The sequence below is a fragment of the Pseudomonas sp. NUPR-001 genome, from assembly GCF_052147955.1.
Classification (GTDB): domain Bacteria; phylum Pseudomonadota; class Gammaproteobacteria; order Pseudomonadales; family Pseudomonadaceae; genus Aquipseudomonas.
This window is the reverse complement of the sequence record NZ_CP197353.1, coordinates 1,236,969-1,256,637: the sequence shown is the minus strand read 5'-3', so window position 1 is coordinate 1,256,637 and position 19,669 is coordinate 1,236,969. Positions and strand designations below refer to the sequence as shown.

Here is a 19,669-nt window from a genome sequence, read left to right as displayed (position 1 = left end):
CAGGACAGCGCCGTTGTGTTGTTACTGGATCAGGCCAACCCGCGACAGGTTCGGGAAGTGGCTGAGTTTAGGCTCTGGCCAGCTCATCCAGACCGCGAAGGCCTTGCCGACGATGTTCTGGTCCGGGACCATGCCATGCAGCGCTTTGGGAATATTAGGGTCATCCCAGTAACGGCTGTCGTTGGAGTTGTCGCGGTTGTCGCCCATCATGAAGTAATGGCCGGCCGGGACTGTCCATTGCTGGTCAGGCGGCATGCGGTAACGGCTCATTTCCTTGCGGATCAGGTGTTCAGCTTCACCGAGCTTTTCCTTGTACAGCTCGGCGCTGCCCAGGGTGCCCGGCTCGGTGCCTACCAGGCGTTCGGCAACCGGCTGGCCGTTGACGAACAGCTTTTTGTCACTGGTGTAACGGATCTGATCGCCCGGCAAGCCGACTACACGCTTGATGTAGTTGACATTCGGGTCGCTCGGATAGCGGAACACCATCACGTCGCCGCGTTGCGGGTCACCGACTTCGATGACCTTTTTATCGATCACCGGCAGGCGGATGCCGTAGGAGAACTTGTTCACCAGGATGAAGTCGCCCACTTCCAGGGTCGGCTTCATCGATCCCGAAGGGATCTGGAAAGGCTCGACCAGAAACGAACGCAACACCAGGACGATGAACAGCACCGGGAAGAACGATTTACCGTACTCAACCAGCAACGGTTCCTTGTTCAACTGCTCGACCACTGCCATTTCGGGCTGGCTGACGCTGCCCTGATAGTTGGCGATCGCCGTACGCCGACGCGGCGCCAGGAACAGCAGATCGACCAGGGCCAACAGACCGCAAACGGCAACGGCGATGACTAGCAACAGCGGGAAATTTAGTGACATAGGGCCTAATTATCCAACCTGAGCACGGCGAGGAAGGCTTCTTGTGGAATCTCCACGTTACCGACCTGTTTCATGCGTTTCTTACCGGCTTTCTGCTTTTCCAACAGCTTGCGCTTACGGCTCACGTCACCACCGTAGCATTTGGCCAGTACGTTCTTTCTCAGCGCCTTGACAGTGGTTCGCGCCACAATCTGCCCGCCAATGGCGGCCTGGATTGCCACGTCGAACATCTGCCGAGGAATCAGTTCTTTCATCTTCTCGGTCAATGCGCGGCCCTTGTAGTGCGCATTGTCACGGTGCACGATCAACGCCAGGGCGTCGACCTTGTCACCGTTGATCAGTACATCGAGCTTGACTAGGTTGGCCGACTGATAACGGTCGAAATGGTAGTCCAGCGAAGCATAGCCGCGGCTGGTGGACTTCAGGCGGTCGAAGAAGTCCAGTACCACTTCGTTCATCGGCAGGTCGTAGCGTACTTGCACCTGCGAACCGAGGAACTGCATGTCACGCTGGACGCCGCGCTTCTCGATGCACAGGGTAATGACGTTGCCCAGGTGCTCTTGAGGCACAAGGATGGTGGCGGCAACGATCGGCTCGCGGAAATCTTCAACCGACGACACATCCGGCAGCTTCGACGGGTTGTCGACGTAGATGGTTTCGCCGGTTTTGAGCTTGACCTCGAAAATTACGCTTGGCGCCGTGGTGATCAGGTCCAGGTCGTATTCACGCTCCAGGCGCTCCTGGATGATCTCCATGTGCAGCATGCCGAGGAAGCCGCAACGGAAGCCGAAGCCCAGGGCGTCGGAGCTTTCCGGCAGGTACTGCAGCGACGAGTCGTTGAGGGTCAGTTTCTGCAATGCATCACGAAAGTCTTCGAAATCATCGGAACTGACCGGGAACAGACCGGCATAAACCTGCGGCTGAATGCGTTTGAAACCTGGCAGCACTTCAACTTCAGGGGTGGAGCTCAAGGTCAGGGTGTCACCCACCGGGGCACCGTGAATGTCCTTGATGCTGGCGATGATGAAGCCTACTTCACCGGCTTTGAGATCAGCGGTCTGGGTGTGCTTGGGGGTGAACACACCCACGCTGTCGACCAGGTGGACCTTGCCGGTGGACTTGACCAGGATCTTGTCGCCCTTCTTCACGCGGCCATGACGCACGCGCACCAGGGAGACAACGCCCAGGTAGTTGTCGAACCAGGAGTCGATGATCAGCGCCTGCAACGGTGCGTCGATATCACCGGTAGGTGCCGGAATGGCCTGAACCAGGCGCTCGAGCACCTCGTCCACACCCATGCCGCTCTTGGCGCTACAGGCCACGGCGTCGGTGGCGTCGATACCGATGATCTTCTCGATCTCGTCCTTGACCTTGTCCGGATCGGCCTGAGGCAAGTCCATCTTGTTCAGCACCGGCATGACCTCAAGGCCCTGCTCGATGGCGGTATAGCAGTTGGCGACCGACTGGGCCTCGACGCCCTGACCGGCATCGACCACCAGCAACGCACCTTCGCACGCCGCCAGGGAGCGGCTGACTTCATAGGTGAAGTCAACGTGACCGGGGGTGTCAATGAAGTTCAGCTGGTAGGTTTTGCCGTCTTGCGCCTTGTAATGCAAGGTGACGCTGTGGGCCTTGATGGTAATACCGCGCTCACGCTCCAGATCCATGGAGTCGAGGACCTGGGCTTCCATTTCACGGGCAGTCAGGCCACCGCACATCTGAATGAAACGGTCCGCCAGGGTCGACTTGCCATGGTCAATGTGGGCGATGATGGAGAAATTGCGGATATGACTCAAATCACTCACGGGTCAACACTCGAAAAGGCTGCGGGCCGGACGCCCACCGAAAAATAGCCGGGAATTGTACCTGAAGCCGCGGGGATATGGGAGATTCCTCTATCGAGCCGTACGTTCTTCAACCGCCACGCCCCGGCATACGGCGCTACGAAACACAAAGGCGCACCTGATATTTTTGTCAGTAGCCGTAAAAAGCCCCTGTTTTTATGCTCTTGACTCCCGCACGCAGAGCACGAGCCATGAAAACTGCAAACAGGCAGGCCGGTGATTATGACCGCTCATTCGGCGAGCAAGGCATCGTCGAGTTACCCCCCTTCTTCAACCCCTTACTCCCGCGAAATTTTACCGGAGTGGCATTGCAGGACGACAGCATTCTTGTCGCCGCCCTCGCATTTGACGAACGCGGAGGCAGGCACTGCGGCCTTGTACGCCTCACCAAGGACGGCAGGCAGGACCAGCAGTTCGGCAGAAATGGCGCGGTAGTCGGCAGATTCAATCCCGACGAACATGCACAGCCCGAGGCCTTGGCCGTCCTGAGAGACGGATCCATCATCATGCTCGGGTTTTCCTCAGACCCAGCGCGCCCTTTTCCCCAGGCACATCTCCTTATGCTTACGCGAGACGGCCAACAACCAGGCGTGGCATTTGCCCTGGAGCTCCCCGAAAACGCGGCAATGGTGATTGGCAGTGGACGGCTCACCGCTTCCGATACGCACTTCATGATTTCCCTGAACCTGTACACCGCTCCAGGACTGCCGCCACCGAACTCGCGAATCTACCGGATAGCCAACGATGGCAAACCGGGCTTTACGCATGGCAACTTCATCGAAACCGATTTCTTGCTGGGCGAACATGAAGTAACAGGGCTGGTGCTAGCGCCGGATGGCTTTATTGTCAGCGGTACACGCAGCCTGCGCGACCGTGCTGAAGGCTTCATTGCACGCTACAGCGATACCGGCGAACTCGACTGTTCATTTGGCAACGAGGGCTTCGTCACCTTTGATGTACAAGGCCAACCCACCTGGGCCAGAGCACTGGTGCAAAGGCCTGATGGCTCACTGATTGTCCTGGGCAACGCACAGATTGCTGAAAAAAGTACTGCATTTGTCTGGCAATTCACCGCCCAAGGCTTGCCAGACCCACGTTTCAACAACGCCCGTCCGGTGCTGGATGAGGCAGTTGCCGTTTGGCACAACGCCGCACTCGATGCCAACGGCAGGCTGATCACCTTTGGTCGAGGACCGGCGCTGGTGCACAAACGCTACCTGATGGAGGGTTCGCCGGACGCCGATTACATCCCTCCAGATGATTTAACCGGTATCGAAGACGCCATGCTGTGCTTGCCCCACGGCACAAATACCTTGCTGGCCTGGAACGCAACTGCGGCGAACGGAGTGATCGGAACAATCGCTGCGATTCAGAATGAAAGCGTCGAAATGGTTGCTACTGCGTTCGACACCCCTCGCTGGTGGCGGAAATTGCGCCTGCGCTTACTCAAGAGCATGAATTTTTCTGTTCATAACGGAGATAAGACATGAATCATTTCACCCGACCTAGCGGCCTTAACCCTGCGTTTGGCGATGGAGGCGTAGTCGTACTTCCAGAGTTTGACACTATCCAGGATCGCCACGTCATTGATAGCGTTATGCAAGGTGACGACATCATAGCTGGAGCCTCTGCCTACACCATTGGCGGCCCCGCACCAAGCTACTTTGCGATCGCACGCTTTACCAGAGACGGAGCGTTAGACAACGCCTTCGGCAAGGAAGGAACCGTCACCGGCCAGTTCGAAAATAGCTCACACTCAGGCTGCGAAGCCATTGGCACAGCCGACGAGGACAACGGCAGTATCTGGATGCTGGGTTGGTACAAGAACTATCAGACCGATAATGCAAAAATTGGCTTATTGCGCTTTGATCGCAACGCTCAAGAAAAAATGCCTCACCCGCTGGATCAACCAGAGAACACAAAACTGGTAACGCTCAACAGCGCCTTGAGCATCCTGGGCCACTCAGTAATGGCCGCAGCCAACTTCACTGAAATCGACGGAACACCGAGCCAGACGCGTGTTTATCGCCTGGATTTGCAAGGCAATCCTGGATTTGGTGGAAAACAGTACATCGATATCAGCCACGAACAGGGCCTGATCCGAATTTCCAGCTTGATCCAGCAACCCGACACCTTCCTGATTGGCGGACACCAGAGACAGAACGACGGCAACGATTACGGATTCATCGCCCGCTACCTGACGAACGGTAACCTGGATCTGACGTTTGCAAATGGAGCAGGCTTCTACAGTTTTCTGGCCGACAGCGCACATACCCGAATCAATCAACTGATCCTGCGTCCCGATGGGAGACTGTTAGCCCTAGGTGAAGCTCAACGAAGCGCCCTGCCGCGCACCGATGCGATGATCATGCAGCTCACTGCGAATGGCCGCGTCGACCCGGCGTTCAACCGAGGACAACCCGTATTCGCGCACTTCCACGATGCCTTCAGTACCTACCGCAGCGGCGCCCTGGGCGAGGATGGAAAACTGACGGTTGTGGGGCACTCCGAGGACATTACGCTCTACGCACTTCGCTACCACGTCGATGGTGCTCAGGACACCTCATTCAGCCTCGGCATGCCGTTCTATACAAACGAAACAATGATTGCGTTTGTGCGCAACGAAGACACCCTGATCGCGATGAATACCACCGGCGCGGCGGGCCTCACAGGAATGATCTTCAGCTTTCTCAATCAGTAAAAACAAAAAAAGCCCGGTACGCTACGCACCGGGCTTTGATCGCACATCCATACGCGCTTTCGCGCGCCTGGATTATTCAGCCAGCTTGAACGTGATGAAGCTCGCACGCCCCTGACGCAGCACGCGCATGGACACCGAACGATTCTTCGGCAGCTCCTTGGCAATTTCGGTGAACTGCTTGGCCGACAAGATCGCCTGGTTGTTCAGGTGGCTGATGACGTCACCCGGACGCAGGCCGATCAAGGCAGCAGGACCGTCCTGAACTTCCTTGATAACCACACCACCCTTGAGTTCCAGGGTCTTTTTCTGCTCGGCAGTCAGGTCGGCTACGGCAACACCCAAGCGGTTGCTGCTGCGCTCGGCGCCACCATCGACACCGGCGGTGATGTCGGCATCGTCATCTGGCAGCGCACCCACCTTGATATCCAGGCTCTGGCGTTTGCCGTTGCGGATGATATCGAGCTTGGCGGTGGCGCCATCCTTGAGGCTACCGACCAGGTGTGGCAGGTCAGCAGACATGACGATCGGCTGGCCATTCATGCTCAGGATCACGTCACCGACCTGCAGGCCACCCTTGGCTGCCGGGCCGTCTTCCAGCACCTGGGCTACCAGCGCGCCGGCCGGCTTGTCCAGGCCGAAGGATTCGGCCAGGTCTTTGTTGACTTCCTGAATCACCACACCCAGCCAGCCACGGCTGACTTTGCCGTCTTTCTTCAACTGGTTGGAGACATCGATCGCCACGTCGATCGGGATGGCGAACGACAAGCCCATGAAGCCACCGGAGCGGGTGAAGATCTGCGAGTTGATACCCACCACTTCACCGTTCATGTTGAACAGCGGGCCACCGGAGTTACCGGGGTTGATCGCCACGTCGGTCTGGATGAACGGCACATAGGTGTCGTTAGGCAGGGTCCGGCCTTTGGCACTGACGATACCTTTGGTCACCGAATGGTCAAAGCCGAACGGCGAACCGATGGCCAGCACCCACTCACCGACCTTGAGCTTCTCGGAATCCCCCAGCTTCACCGTTGGCAGGTTCTTGCCATCGACTTTGAGCAGCGCCACGTCGGTACGCGGATCGGTACCCACCAGCTTGGCTTGCAGCTCGCTGCGGTCAGACAGACGAACGATGATTTCGTCGGCATCGGCCACTACATGGTTGTTGGTCAGCACGTAGCCGTCGCTGGAAATGATGAAGCCCGAGCCCAGCGACTGCGCTTCACGCTGGCGGTCACCGCGCGGGGAACGCGGCTGCTGCGGCATGTTGCGCTCGAAGAACTCGCGGAACATGGGCGGCAGGCCTTCAAGGTCTGGCATTTGCCCGGTCGCGTAGCGACGATCGGGCAACTTCTGCTTGGTACTGATGTTCACCACCGCAGGCGAAGCCTGCTCGACCAGGGTGGTGAAGTCCGGCAGGGCTTCGGCCTGGGCAGCGGTGGCCACCTGACCGAGCATCAGCACGGCGGCGAACAACGATAGGTAGGTTTTCAAGCGTGGTATTGACATACGGCTCCCGTCACATCGAGCGTGGTTAGCAGTAGGGCCCTGCAGACGCAGGAAAGGCCAGACCCCGAAAGGACTGACCTATAGAAAAATTCTGAGGTTTTTGCAAACTGCAAAGCTTGCTAATCATGTCAGCCAAGGGATCCTCGACCGGCCAGCGCAGTACTTACTGTTCATTTTTGCGCCTGGGTGTCTTGGGATCGCATCGACAGGGCAATCCGTTCGGCTGTACCGATCGGAATTTCCCCGACCACAGTGACCATCATTTCACCTTTCGGTGTGGTCAAGCGCCGGGAGACTGCGACCGTCGGCCCCAATTGGGTACGAATATCCGCTGCAGTACCGCCGTTCAACAGCTCTACAAACACCGAGAAGCGCGCCAGGCCATCATCGTACATCAGGCTGCTGACGGTGCCCTTGCCTTGTGGATCCTTGCGCATTGAACTGTTGACCAGTTCGAAACCTGGCGGTAGCCAGTCCGAGCGCCAACCGGTGACCGGCTGTGCTTCTTGCGCAACTGCCTGAGTGACCGGTTTGCATTGCTCACCGGCTTTGAGCTCGTCATCCGTCGGCGCCTCTTTGGTGTCCAGGCGGGTGAACTGAAAGCGTTCCAGCAAGCGCCCTTTGTCATCGAGCATCAGCGACTTGAGCGGCAGACCGGTTTCACGATCAAGGTGCAGCTCAAATGCGTAACGATGCTGATCACGCGGGCTTAGGGTAACAATGACGGCCGAGCGGTCCGCCACCCGGGATTTACCAGCAATCCCGAGGTCATACCAGCTCATCAGTTTCAGAGGATCAAGCACTCGCGCGGTGGACTCCGGCGAACTCATCACACCTGGCACCAGGGTTCCGCTCACGCACTGGGTATGTCCGTCGACACGCACAACTTCCTGGGCCGAGCCATCGAGCTGCAGCAAGCGCTCGCTGACTTTGCCATCCTGGACTCGATGCCAGATGTCGTGGGTGGAGAAGCTACCGTTACGCTCGTAAACGAAAGTACCCTGATAACTCTGCTGCTGTTCAGCCTGTGCCAGCTTCTTCAACCAGTCGCCCGCTTCGGGCGAAGAGTTGGCAGCCAGGGCCGGCAGTGTCAGCCAGCCACCCAACAGCAGCGGTATAAGAGGTAGCGCGCGCATGATCCTCCTTACTTAACGGTTTTCCAGGCTGGCCGCGCGGGCATAAGGCAGTGCGCTCTCAGTGCCCTTGAGGGCTGCTTCCTGAGCATGCTGACGCAGATAGCCGGGCAGACGCTGGTCTTGCCAGCCGGATTGCCCTTGCAGCACGCCATTGGCCATCGGGCCTGGCTGTTCTGCACTCTCACTATAGCCTGCCAGCACGGCGGGGCCTTGAACTTGTGGGGTGATCACGCCTTGCTGGGCAGGTTGCTGCGCAGCCAGCTGAGCACCACTGATTTCGTCCTGGTTGTACAGGCGTACACCGGCCAGCACGGCAACGGTAACCGAAGCTGCCACAGCCAGACGTCCCAGGCTGCGCCAAGGACCACGATTGACCTTGACCGGCGCGGCTTCGTCAGCCAACGCAGCAGAAACGGCGGCGGCGATATCCAGTTGTGGCAGCACCAGTTCCTTGTGCATGGCGGCACGGGCAACCTGATAGCGCGACCAGGTGGCGCGGGTTTCGGCATCATCGACGGCGTTCAACACCCGACGTAATTCCAGTTCGTCCGCTTCGTTATCCATTACCGCGGACAGCGATTCCTGCAACGCTTCACGACTCATGGCGGTTCCTCTCTTGGCTGTCGCCGCTGTCTCAGGTTTCCTGCAACAACGGCTGCAGGGCTTTATCTATGGCCTCCCGAGCGCGGAAGATCCGGGAGCGCACGGTACCCACTGGACACTGCATGACGCTCGCAATGTCCTCGTAACTCAGACCATCGAATTCACGTAAAGTTAACGCCGTACGTAAATCTTCTGGCAGTTGCTGAATGGTCCGATGGACGGTGCCTTCGATCTCATCTCGCAACAACGCACGCTCGGGGGACTCCAGATCCTTGAGGCCATGATCGCCGTCGTAAAATTCCGCATCCTCGGAACTTACATCGCTGTCCGGTGGCCGCCGACCGCGGGACACCAGATAGTTCTTTGCCGTGTTAATGGCAATGCGGTACAGCCAGGTATAAAAAGCACTGTCTCCGCGAAAATTACCAAGCGCCCGGTAAGCTTTGATGAAAGCTTCCTGCGCCACATCCTGGGCTTCATGGGTGTCGTGTACAAAACGCACGATCAACCCGAGAATCTTGTGCTGATACTTCAGCACCAACAGATCGAACGCTCGCCTGTCGCCACGCTGCACGCGCTCGACAAGCTGCTGATCCTCTTCCTGGGTTAGCATGAACACTCCTCAGTAAACGTGAAGGAGCGTTGCGAGAAGCATCGTTCAGGCTTGCAACCATAGACTCGGGCTTTTCGCAAAAGTTCTCCCCTCCAAGCAAGTTTCCTGCGGCCCTTGGTCGGCTCGCACGAAAAACGCAGCGCGGTCACGGCCGGCTGCGTCGATAATCGGGTCTCGAATACGCCAACAGTACCTTCATTATGGGCTACTGCCATGCGTCGCCACGGCATTGTGGTGTGCGGGCAACCTTCTATGGATATCCACACAGCAGGGAAAGTTCCCATGGAAAGCCACCAGGCCACTACAAGCGCCATTGGAAATCAGGGCCTTGGGGCTGCTATAAAGACAGCCGGTCCTGATTCACGATAGTTTCACAATGCCATACGCGCCTGACTATTGTGCCGATCCCCCCCTTCAGATACTAGTGTCCTGACATGAGCCAACAATTCCAACATGATGTCCTCGTGATCGGCAGCGGCGCCGCTGGTCTGAGCCTGGCGCTGAACCTTCCCGGTCATTTGCGCATCGCCGTGCTCAGCAAGGGCGATCTTGCCAACGGTTCGACCTATTGGGCCCAGGGCGGCATTGCTGCCGTGCTGGATGACACCGATACCGTGCAATCACACGTCGAAGACACCCTCAACGCCGGTGGCGGCCTGTGCCATGAAGACGCCGTGCGCTTCACCGTCGAGCACAGCCGTGAAGCCATCCAGTGGCTGATCGACCAGGGTGTACCCTTTACCCGCGACGAGCACGCCAGCGTTGACGACGGCGGCTTCGAGTTCCACCTGACCCGTGAAGGCGGTCACAGCCACCGGCGCATCATTCATGCTGCCGATGCCACCGGCGCGGCGATTTTCACGACGCTGCTGGCCCAGGCACGGCAACGCACGAACATTGAATTGCTGGAACAACGGGTTGCCGTTGACCTGATTACCGAACGACGCCTGGGCCAGGACGGCGAGCGCTGCCTGGGCGCCTATGTGCTCAATCGCAACACCGGCGAAGTCGACACCTACGGTGCGCGCTTCACCGTGCTGGCCACCGGCGGCGCGGCGAAAGTCTACCTGTACACCAGTAACCCCGACGGGGCCTGCGGCGACGGCATTGCCATGGCCTGGCGTGCCGGTTGCCGGGTCGCCAACCTGGAATTCAACCAGTTCCACCCCACCTGCCTGTATCACCCACAGGCCAAGAGCTTCCTGATTACCGAAGCCTTGCGCGGCGAAGGCGCCTTGCTGCGCCTGCCCAATGGCGAGCGCTTCATGCCGCGCTTCGACCCGCGTGAAGAGCTGGCGCCGCGCGACATCGTGGCCCGCGCCATCGACCACGAAATGAAACGCCTGGGCGTGGACTGCGTGTACCTCGACATCAGCCACAAACCTGACGACTTCATCAAAAGTCACTTCCCGACCATGTATGAGCGCTGCCTGACGTTCGGCATCGACATCACCCGCCAACCGATCCCGGTGGTACCGGCTGCGCACTACACTTGCGGCGGCGTTATGGTCGACGACCGCGGCCACACTGACGTGCCCGGCCTGTACGCCATCGGTGAGACCAGCTTCACCGGCCTGCATGGTGCCAACCGCATGGCCAGCAACTCGCTGCTCGAATGCTTTGTGTACGGTCGCGCCGCGGCCAACGACATCGAAGCGCATCTGGACCAGGTGCCGATGCCACGCGCACTGCCAGGCTGGGATGCCAGCCAGGTCACCGACTCGGACGAAGACGTCATCATTGCGCACAACTGGGACGAACTGCGGCGATTCATGTGGGACTACGTAGGGATCGTGCGCACCAGCAAACGCCTGCAACGCGCTGAGCACCGGGTACGCCTGTTGCTGGACGAGATCGACGAGTTCTACAGCAACTACCGAGTAAGCAGAGACCTGATTGAACTGAGGAACCTTGCTCAAGTAGCAGAGCTGATGATTAGGTCAGCCATGGAACGCAAGGAATCTCGGGGTCTGCACTACACGCTGGACTATCCAGAGATGCTGCCAGAGGCGAAGGATACGATCCTTACACCCGACAAATGAGGCACGTTAGGAGCGCTCAGCGTACACCGTTCGGCTGGGTTTTGTAACAGCTTTGGCGCACATTTGTCCCAGCCTCTGGGGTCTTTATGGTGCGCCCGCGAGGGTCCTTAACGCGCTCACGGGCACCCATGCGAGGGCCTACGGGGGAGCCTGCGCGGGAAGTCTTGTAATGGTGACCTTTCAGATTTTTCTGTCAGATTCTCAAGAGGGTCGGCGAGACCACAACCAGAACCCCAGTTGAACGGCCAGACAGACCCAGTAGAGGGCCTGTAGGTGGTCCATGGGGTTCTCCTTGAGGGATTAGAGTGACTTGTGAAAGCGAACGTCTGTGAGTTCGTGTTGCAGGGCTACCTCAAGGAGGCGCTCATATGAATGCGGCCAGCTCCCTTGGGATTGGTCGTCAGAGGCGCCTGATTGCAGCAGGGCAAAGCACAGCGCAGCATGCGGGGTCAGAGACTCGACAGGCACTTTAGTAACTACCCGCTTGCCCTTGTATGTGTAGCACAGCGTGACACTCATCGACGGGCCTTAGTGTAGGCAACTTAGTCCAAGAGCTTAGCGCGTCACGCTTCGTTTATGGAAGTGTCGTTTGGCGCTTACCGGGCCTTGAGACGCCTTGCAGCGGCCTTGATGTCCCTCATTGCGATTCGATAGTTGTCCTTCTCTCGTTCGAGCAGGTGAACCACAGCAGCCTGTATCGACACACGTTCAAACCCTGAGCCTTCCAGTTCAAGCCAGCGCTTGACGATCATGTTGGACAGCTTGAAGGAATACCGGGAGAGCAGCGTAAAGGTCAGCTCTTTGTCGAGAATGGTCAGCGGTAATAACTTGCTTTGACTGGACTGGTAGCTGGCCTCGACCCATTGAGGTGCCCCCAGATTTGGGGTCTCCCTTTCCAGCTCGTTGAGCATCTTTCGGATGTCTCTGAGTACATGGTCATGGCGCTTACCGGTGATCTCAGCGATCTCCAAGGACGACATACCGGGTAAGCCGTTGAGAGTCGTTGAGGATACCGCTCCGGCCTTGGAGATGTTCTCGAAGATGGTTGCTGTATTGGTGGTCATGGTCATAGTCTGTTTTCCTTATGTTTGCTCTCTGAGTTCGCTCCCACGGGCAGCCGAAAGACCCCAGACAAGGGTTCTGCCGGTGGCACAGAGAGCAAACAGAAAGACTTTCGATTAGATGGATGCCCAGCGACGGGCGATGATGCGGATAGGTGAAGCCGTGCCCCTGCCGGTCCCTGTGTAGGTCCGGCCTTACGGGGCGCTTTTAGATCAGCTCAGGGCAATGCGAGTGACCAGCGGGAACGGCACTTGAACAGTCTGAAGACCATCAGTGGTCAGTTTCACCTTGACCATGCCCTTGGCGATGATGTCCACCACAGCCATGATCTCAAGGTCCCATCCTTGGGCGTTCGGGTTGCGGGTCGCTTCGATGCGCCAAACGCTCCCGTCTTGGCGCTCACGGTAGCTCAGCGAGGTGAACAGCTTGGGCAACATAAAGATGCCATGGTCGGTCCCGGTGTACGGCTGTACGCCTGCGCCAATGAGGTCCTCAATAGAGTCCTGACCAGCACGTTGAGCAGCACGCTCAAGGACGGCCACCAGTGACACGGGCAGCAGGATCACGAAGTCACTCAGCGAGGTCCCTACAGTCTGGTTAACGTGGGTCGTCATGAGGTCAATGAGTTCCTCAGCGATCTCCATAGGCTTACCTGTTGGCTTAGCCTCAGAGACGCTCTCAGTGCTTGGGGCAGTCGCCAAGATGGCAGCGACCTTACCGGCTGCGCTGTGCTCGATGTCACGGAGCATCTTGTCAGCGGTTTGCTCCATAGACTGTACGGTGAAGCCTGCCATCAGATTGTGGTCGAGGATGGTGGCACGGTGGCTGATGACCAATGCCGTGTCGGTGGCCTCGGTGAAGATGATCGACCCGGCCAGCACTTCACCCTTCTCGATGGTCTGGTTATCCCAGTTCTTGCGAGGGTCGAAGGTGACGGAGCGGTCAGCCATGGTGATGATTTGTTGCCCAGTGGCCTCGGAGCCAGCCGGACGGAACTCGCAAGGAGTCGCCTCCATGGCAGCCTCTCGCCACTCATCGCCGTTCAAATAGTCCTCAGCGGCTTCCACAAGGGCTTCCACATAGACCGACACATCGGTGGCCGCTTGGGTCTCTGGGCGAACATCGGCGGTGTTGAATCGAATCGAACCGGTGTGCTCATCAGTGATGGCGGTGGTGTAGGTCGATGGCTTGGCGTACTGGAATGGTTGTTTCATGGGAATGGTTCTCCTGAATAGATGAATGAAGTGGGTGTGTCGAGGGAGGTGCTGTTACCAGCCACCGCTATTGCTACGGGAAGCGGCACGCATACGGGCACCATGCTCACGAATGGCAGCGGCTCGGGCTTCCCGCTCGTGCTTCGCTTGGGCGATCTCACGAGGCGACCATTCACGGCACCGCTCGGCATGGGCATTGGCCTCAGCCTGCAAGCGAGCACGCTCCTGAGCCTTCTGGTATTGGTCTTGGCGGTACTCTCGGGCAACTACGGGAATCGCTTGGAGCGACAGACCGGCCTCATCGAACGCCTTAACGATCTCGAATTGCTGGCCCTTAACGGTCCCGCATTGGGCGACCAACATGGGCAGCATGATGTTCTCGACGTACTCACGGTTCAGGGTCTGGCCCGACACGGTGACTTCGTTCTTCAGGACTTTCGTGATAGTGATTTTCATGGTTTGGGTTCTCCTATTGGGGACCCTTTGATTCGTCCTTGCGCCATAGACGCGCACGACCAGACGGCCAAGGAGAAAGCCTTCGCGGGCATCTTCAAGGACGATCAAAAGGTTCTGGGTTTCAAGTGGTGTTGATGACGCTGATTCAGGGACATGGCAAGCCTGAAGGGCATCGAAGGGATCAACCGTGGCGACGGCTGTTGTGCAGGGTCGAGGAAATTATTTTGTTGTTGGTCTTCCTGTCTTACCCATAGTGAGGGTTTTTAACGACAGTCTTGACGGACGCCTTTAAGTTGTGAGTGAGATTCCTTCAGAGCCGCTTAATGGAATCCTCAAGTGAGTCGAGGCGATGGCTTGAAGACACAACCCTTGTTCAAGTAGTTGGTTCAAACGGTCGAGAGTCTTTTGGGGACACTTAGCGAGGACCCGTTGGGCCACACCGTCCATATCGAAGGTGACCTGTCCAGCCTTGTAGGTCCTGAAGTTGGAGCGATGGTCACTAAGGGCACGACGCAACTCGATGAGCTGGGTTCGAGCTGGTCGAGGGAATACAGTAGACAAGACTGACATATCTTGTTCGGTGAGGCGTGAGTTAGCTGGGCAGACAATGCTGGTCATGTTGGAAGGTCTCCTTTGAGGTGTCTTAAAGATGCCCTTTGAGATGAGGGGAGTTGTAATTAACAACCCCTCCCTCTGGGTCTGGTCGATGCTTTGACCTGAAGATGGTCGTTGAGATTTTCTTTATATTATCCGGCGTTAAGTCGCTAAGCCCCGGAATAGAGCCTCTGCGCCCACCTCGGCCACAATCTCAGCCTTGATGTCTGGGTGTCTCTCGACATACGAAGCGATCCCATGGGCAGCGTGTCGCGCAGCCTTGGCGATTCGCTGGGCGGTTCTCAAGGAATACTCATTGGTCTTGCAGGCGTCCGCTGTGATCTCCGAAAGGAACAACGCTCCGATGACCGCTCGTGCCTTGACGTTGATCTTTCCGTTGGTGACTCCGGCACTGGTGATGATTGACCCGGTAATGATGTCGTCTACCCATGGCAGCGGATCGGGAATCGCAAGGAGGTGCATGTAGGCTGCGACAGGGTTAGCGAAGGTGGCCTTTGGGCGTCCACGGCCTCGCTTGGGTTCATCGCTTGGGGTCTCTTGGGGTTGCCCTTGGGTGCCGTTGGTCAGGCCCTTGGCGGCTTTCTGTTGGTCATCAAAGAGGGACTCATCGGCACGACGCTCAGAGGCCCATGACTGATACTGGGCTTCGAGGTTTGCGGGTCGAACCATATCCCTGCGGCGGATGACCTCGCCAGAGAGTGGGTCAATGTGAAGGATGGTGCCGGTTTCGTGATCGACGTGACGGTGTAATGGTCCGGGTTGGGTGAGCAGGGTCATGATAGTGGTCCTCATATGGCCGCTGCGAACGTGCAGCCATAGTGAGGGTTTTTAACGACACCGCTTTCCGAGAGCGATCAAGGTCGAGTTCATCAGAACCTTGCGAAGTCCCCACCCGGCAGAGTTCTTAGGTAGTCAATCAGGTCGTGAAGCGCTTTCACTACACACGGCTCCCCGTCGAGCCAAATCCAATCATAGAACTCTTGCACCTTGGAGTTGTTCTCTCCGGTGATTGTGTCCAGTAGTGCCTGAGCTTCGATAAGCGAGATTGGTTTGTCCTTTAAGTCCCAAATGTGAGCAGCGTATCTGCCTCGAAATTTGTTTATGTTACGTTTGTCAATTTCTTTGGCGTACTGGAATAAAGGATTAACGAAGGTTTTATCAAGTGAGTAGAGGTGCTGGTTATATTTGTCCCTAATCTCCCAAACCTTGTAAAGTGAAAGGATTAGGCTGTGGTTACACACTCTCAGTCGCGTCATGATCTGAATCAGTGTCAGCTTGCCATCGCTGTAAGCTTTTAAAAAATCTCGGCCCATACAAACTGCGGCAGTCAAGTCCGTCATCTGATCTAAAAGAAGCCACTTGATTTCATTGTTGGCTTTAGCTTTTTCCATATGAGCCTACTCCTTATTAATTACCATTCGAGACTTGGACAGTTCGAGCGAACGCTTTCACGAGTGCTTCATGGAGTGCCCCCACAGGAACCCGCTGAGACCCCGCGTAGGAGCTACGAGGAAAGGTTCCTACGTAATCAACGCAAGGCTGCTTGCAGCGCTTCAGCCATACGCCCTACATCAACCCCGCTCCCCGCCCCGTATAGGTCATAGCTGATCGACCCCGAAGCGTGACCCAAGATCGACTCAGCGGTGCCCACAGGAATCTCAGCGGCCTTCAAGGCACCAGCCAGAGAGTGCCGTAGGGAGTGGAAGGTCTGGGTGCGATCAGCCTTCAGGTCTAAGACATCACGGATAAGCCCATTGAGCAACTCAGAGAATCGCCCAGCGCCCAAAGCGAACAGGCGAGAGTCCGCCCTTTGGACAAACTCAAGGAAAGCCTTCAGGTCAAACCCATAGGCCCCATCGGTCAACGGGATAACCCTCAGAGCGTTCTTGGTCTTGGCCGTCTTGCCATCGTTCCTATTGATGTCGATGACCCAGACATCCCCGACCTGCTTAACGTCAGCCTTAGTCAACTGCCTAAGTTCCTCAATACGGGTCCCAGTGATGACCCCAAGGGACAACGCCCAGCGCTGCCATGCGTCCACTGGCAGGGTCTTAGCGTGAGCCATGAGGGCCTTCACCTGATCCAGAGAGAACGCCTCACGGGAGCTATCAGCTCCTTTCGTTGGCTTCAGACCCTTGTCGAAGCTCTTATCGAGGTAACCGTTATGCACAGCCCAGTCCATGACAGTTGATAGCCGGGTCAGTAGCTTCTTCACCGTCGATGGCTTGCGGTCCTCAAGGAGTTTGTCCCGAAGGTTCTTCATGTCCTCCCGCGTATGAGCCTTCAAGTCCAAGTCACCGAGGATCGTAGCGATAGCCTCACAGGACGATCTCACGTCCCGCATGGTGCTGGCCTGAATGCTGTCTTTGCGTTCCTCCATGTACAGCGCAGACAGAGCCTTGAAGGTCAGCCGCTCAGATGAACTTACAGATAGGGACGGAGACAGGGCCACTGACGTGCTACAAGACTCATCCTTTAGACCCTTTACGATATCCACCAGATTCCCCGACCTGCCCTTCATGCGCTCCTGAGACGCCTCAATGATCTCCAATGCCTTACTCACAGCCCGTTGCTGATTGACGCTCAAGGGTAGCTTTGCGCTTGCCTCACGGAGGGCCTGATGGTGCTCATCGTTAATCATCTCGTAGGCGACCAGTGAGCTATCACCGTGGGCCATCGTCAGGCTGTACTCAGCGATGTCCAAGAGACGCTCTCTCAGCTCATCCCATGAAGCCTCTGGGTTGTCCAGATGGTAGGCCTTGAGGGTCGAGAGGATGTCTTGCGAGATGGTCATAGCGGTGGCCTTGTCGGTGGTCCTGAGTGATAGCGTGAAGAAGCCCTTAGCGGTGCCTTGAGGGCGAAGGCGAAGGTAATAGCGACCAGACCGGCGATAGTGGTATGGCTTGGCGAGGGCAGTTTGTAACAGGTTTGTCCCAGTTTGGGAGCGTGGATTGATGGTCATCGGCTGAAACCCCTGTATCCATTGGGTTTAGCCTCATCACGTCGAGTTCTACAGCAACTACAAGGTCAGCCGTGACCTGATCGAGTTGCGCAACCTGGCCCAGGTCGCTGAATTGATGATCCGTTGCGCCATGCAGCGCAAGGAAAGCCGGGGCCTGCACTACACCCTGGACTACCCGGGCATGCTCAGCGAAGCCCGCGACACTATCCTGCAGCCGCCCACCTTCGCCGACTGAACTTCAGGCGCACGCGCAGGCGCCGGTGTTGCTCCGGCTCCAGCGCGTCATAGGCGATCGTCAAACCTTCACTGCACAAACGCCCCGGCCTGCGGTAACGCAGCACCACCAAGCCCGGCAAGGCCAGGCTGTCGGGGCGCAGTTGCACGGTTTGCCACCCCAGGGCACGGCTGAACAGCTGCCAGCCGTCACGGTCCCGGCGCAAGCCACTGATAGCATGGGGATGGCTGAGCAGAATACGCCGGGGAATCATCCAGCCCGCATGCAGCAGGCACAACAGCACGCCCACTACCTGCCACCAGACGGGCACTTGCAGAATGCTCAGTGCCAGCGCGGCCAGCAATTGACTGGCCAGGTACGCCGCGAGCAAGGCTGTCGAGCCTTGCCAGCGGCACACGAATTGCTCACTTGGGCTGGACACGGTCCAGGATGATGCGAACCATGCGCTGCAGCTCCGGATCTTCCGACTCGCCGCGTTCCATGAACCAGCCGAACAGGTCCTGGTCTTCACAGCCCAGCAAGCGCCAGTACAGGGCACGATCTTCCTGACTCAAGGTTGCAAACACGTCCTGGCTGAAAGGCACCAGCAATACGTCCAGCTCGAGCATGCCACGACGGCTGTGCCAAAAGAGCCGATTGAGTTCAACTTGTTCGACCATGGAACCCTCCAGAAATAGGCCGCCAGTATACAGACCCAGCGCCTGAGGGACACGCGACGTTGGTCCGGACCTGTGAGCAAATAATGACAGAGGAGCGCACTCAACTACCTATTTTGCCAACGGCGCTCTATCATGGCCCCCAGTCTTACTACCCTGCGATCTCCCATGGCCGATACCGCTTTTTTCTGCACCCTCTCCCACGAAGGCGTTCTCGCCGTCCGCGGCTCGGACGCCGGTAAGTTTCTGCAAGGCCAACTGACCTGCAATATCAACTACCTGAGCGACAACACCAGTAGCCTGGGCGCCCGCTGCATGGTCAAGGGCCGGATGCAGTCGAGCTTCCGTATCCTGCCTGAAGGCGACGGTTTCCTGCTGGCGATGACCCGCGAGTTGCTGGAAGCGCAACTGGCCGACCTGAAAAAGTACGCGGTGTTCTCCAAGGCCAAGCTGACCGATGACAGCGATGCCTGGGTACGCTTTGGCCTGCAGGGCGGTGATGCGGCGTTGCAGGCACTGGGCCTGGAGGTTCCGCAGCAGACTGACGCAATCACTCGCCACGATGGGCTGATTGCCATTGCCGTGTCGGCCGGGCGTATCGAACTCTGGGCGCCGGCTGATCAGGCCGAGCGTGTTCAGACCCAACTGGCTGCCACCTTGCCGCAAGCGCCGTTGAACGACTGGCTGCTCGGGCAGATCCGTGCCGGCATCGGCCAGGTCATGGCGCAAACCCGCGAGCTGTTCATCCCGCAGATGATCAACCTGCAGGCCGTCGGTGGCGTGAGCTTCAAGAAAGGCTGCTACACCGGCCAGGAAATCGTCGCGCGCATGCAGTACCTGGGCAAACTCAAGCGTCGCCTGTACCGGGTTGCACTGGCCAGCGACAGCCTGCCTGAGCCCGGCACTGAAATCTTCTCGCCCACTCACGGCTCCTCGGTGGGTGAAGTGGTATTGGCGGCGCACAGCGGCGCCGGCAGCGAATTGCTGGCCGTGTTGACGGCCGATGCGGTAGAAGACAACAACCTGCACCTGGGCAGCCCTGATGGCCCTCGTCTGGACCTGCTGACGCTGCCGTACGAGCTGGACCGCGACCGCGAGATCCAGCGCTGAGCCAGCCCTGCCCCGGTGCTTGATTCGCCGGGGCTCTC

At 57.8% G+C, this 19,669-nt stretch carries 18 protein-coding genes and 1 pseudogene; 5 read left to right on the top strand and 14 right to left on the bottom strand.

Annotation, left to right across the window (positions count from 1 at the left end):
• Positions 1-21: 21 nt before the first annotated feature.
• Together lepB and lepA are read right to left on the bottom strand one after the other, a co-directional pair.
• The gene (gene lepB, locus ACP6KB_RS05855; protein WP_442112470.1) at positions 22-876 is read right to left on the bottom strand and encodes a signal peptidase I; all 855 of its coding nucleotides are present in this window, start codon (positions 874-876) and stop codon (positions 22-24) included.
• A 5-nt stretch (positions 877-881) separates the two neighbouring features.
• Complete coding sequence (gene lepA, locus ACP6KB_RS05850) at positions 882-2,681, bottom strand: translation elongation factor 4 (RefSeq protein ID WP_442112469.1); 1,800 nt, start codon at positions 2,679-2,681, stop codon at positions 882-884.
• A gap of 230 nt (positions 2,682-2,911) precedes the next feature.
• Here lepA and ACP6KB_RS05845 point away from each other — a divergent pair, with 230 nt between their 5' ends.
• Both ACP6KB_RS05845 and ACP6KB_RS05840 read left to right on the top strand, forming a co-directional pair.
• Complete coding sequence (locus ACP6KB_RS05845) at positions 2,912-4,210, top strand: hypothetical protein (protein ID WP_442112468.1); 1,299 nt, start codon at positions 2,912-2,914, stop codon at positions 4,208-4,210.
• Positions 4,207-5,421 (top strand): hypothetical protein, encoded by a 1,215-nt coding sequence (locus ACP6KB_RS05840; RefSeq protein WP_442112467.1) that lies wholly within the window; start codon positions 4,207-4,209, stop codon positions 5,419-5,421. The genes ACP6KB_RS05845 and ACP6KB_RS05840 overlap by 4 nt, the downstream gene beginning before the upstream one ends.
• A gap of 72 nt (positions 5,422-5,493) precedes the next feature.
• Here ACP6KB_RS05840 and ACP6KB_RS05835 read toward each other — a convergent pair whose 3' ends face one another.
• The 4 genes from ACP6KB_RS05835 to rpoE form a co-directional block, all read right to left on the bottom strand.
• A complete protein-coding gene (locus tag ACP6KB_RS05835; protein ID WP_442114262.1) occupies positions 5,494-6,876 on the bottom strand; it encodes a DegQ family serine endoprotease in 1,383 nt (460 codons plus the stop codon).
• 221 nt (positions 6,877-7,097) lie between these two features.
• A complete protein-coding gene (locus ACP6KB_RS05830; RefSeq protein ID WP_442112466.1) occupies positions 7,098-8,063 on the bottom strand; it encodes a MucB/RseB C-terminal domain-containing protein in 966 nt (321 codons plus the stop codon).
• Between the two features lie 12 nt (positions 8,064-8,075).
• Complete coding sequence (locus ACP6KB_RS05825) at positions 8,076-8,666, bottom strand: RseA family anti-sigma factor (RefSeq protein ID WP_442112465.1); 591 nt, start codon at positions 8,664-8,666, stop codon at positions 8,076-8,078.
• 31 nt (positions 8,667-8,697) lie between these two features.
• Positions 8,698-9,279, bottom strand: a complete 582-nt coding sequence (gene rpoE / locus ACP6KB_RS05820; RefSeq protein ID WP_010220971.1) for an RNA polymerase sigma factor RpoE — start codon at positions 9,277-9,279, stop codon at positions 8,698-8,700.
• A 434-nt stretch (positions 9,280-9,713) separates the two neighbouring features.
• Here rpoE and nadB point away from each other — a divergent pair, with 434 nt between their 5' ends.
• Positions 9,714-11,321: an L-aspartate oxidase gene (gene nadB, locus ACP6KB_RS05815; RefSeq protein ID WP_442112464.1), complete on the top strand. Its 1,608-nt coding sequence runs from the start codon at positions 9,714-9,716 to the stop codon at positions 11,319-11,321.
• Positions 11,322-11,917: 596 nt separating this feature from the next.
• Here the strand turns inward: nadB and ACP6KB_RS05810 are convergent.
• The 6 genes from ACP6KB_RS05810 to ACP6KB_RS05785 form a co-directional block, all read right to left on the bottom strand.
• Positions 11,918-12,391 carry a Rha family transcriptional regulator gene (locus tag ACP6KB_RS05810; protein WP_054903677.1) on the bottom strand — a complete coding sequence of 158 codons (474 nt, stop codon included), beginning with the start codon at positions 12,389-12,391 and terminating at the stop codon, positions 11,918-11,920.
• Positions 12,392-12,595: 204 nt separating this feature from the next.
• Positions 12,596-13,597: a hypothetical protein gene (locus tag ACP6KB_RS05805; RefSeq protein ID WP_284396336.1), complete on the bottom strand. Its 1,002-nt coding sequence runs from the start codon at positions 13,595-13,597 to the stop codon at positions 12,596-12,598.
• Positions 13,598-13,651: 54 nt separating this feature from the next.
• On the bottom strand, positions 13,652-14,053 hold the full coding sequence (locus ACP6KB_RS05800; RefSeq protein ID WP_442112463.1) for a DUF6971 family protein: 402 nt from the start codon (positions 14,051-14,053) through the stop codon (positions 13,652-13,654).
• 756 nt (positions 14,054-14,809) lie between these two features.
• On the bottom strand, positions 14,810-15,445 hold the full coding sequence (locus ACP6KB_RS05795; RefSeq protein ID WP_442112462.1) for a hypothetical protein: 636 nt from the start codon (positions 15,443-15,445) through the stop codon (positions 14,810-14,812).
• Between the two features lie 92 nt (positions 15,446-15,537).
• Positions 15,538-16,059 (bottom strand): hypothetical protein, encoded by a 522-nt coding sequence (locus tag ACP6KB_RS05790; protein ID WP_200992730.1) that lies wholly within the window; start codon positions 16,057-16,059, stop codon positions 15,538-15,540.
• A gap of 137 nt (positions 16,060-16,196) precedes the next feature.
• Complete coding sequence (locus tag ACP6KB_RS05785) at positions 16,197-17,630, bottom strand: tyrosine-type recombinase/integrase (RefSeq protein WP_442112461.1); 1,434 nt, start codon at positions 17,628-17,630, stop codon at positions 16,197-16,199.
• A 43-nt stretch (positions 17,631-17,673) separates the two neighbouring features.
• On the opposite strand from ACP6KB_RS05785, the pseudogene ACP6KB_RS05780 reads away from it, so the two are divergent.
• Positions 17,674-17,865, top strand: a pseudogene (locus tag ACP6KB_RS05780) (L-aspartate oxidase); the annotation flags it as partial.
• Here ACP6KB_RS05780 and ACP6KB_RS05775 read toward each other — a convergent pair.
• Both ACP6KB_RS05775 and ACP6KB_RS05770 read right to left on the bottom strand, forming a co-directional pair.
• Complete coding sequence (locus ACP6KB_RS05775) at positions 17,834-18,286, bottom strand: protein YgfX (RefSeq protein ID WP_442112460.1); 453 nt, start codon at positions 18,284-18,286, stop codon at positions 17,834-17,836. The pseudogene ACP6KB_RS05780 and the gene ACP6KB_RS05775 overlap by 32 nt on opposite strands.
• Entirely contained in the window at positions 18,270-18,524 is a 255-nt protein-coding gene (locus tag ACP6KB_RS05770) for an FAD assembly factor SdhE (protein WP_442112459.1), read from the bottom strand. Before ACP6KB_RS05770 ends, ACP6KB_RS05775 begins: the two co-directional genes overlap by 17 nt.
• A 165-nt stretch (positions 18,525-18,689) precedes the next feature.
• On the opposite strand from ACP6KB_RS05770, the gene ygfZ reads away from it, so the two are divergent.
• Complete coding sequence (gene ygfZ, locus ACP6KB_RS05765) at positions 18,690-19,631, top strand: CAF17-like 4Fe-4S cluster assembly/insertion protein YgfZ (RefSeq protein ID WP_442114261.1); 942 nt, start codon at positions 18,690-18,692, stop codon at positions 19,629-19,631.
• Positions 19,632-19,669 lie beyond the last annotated feature (38 nt).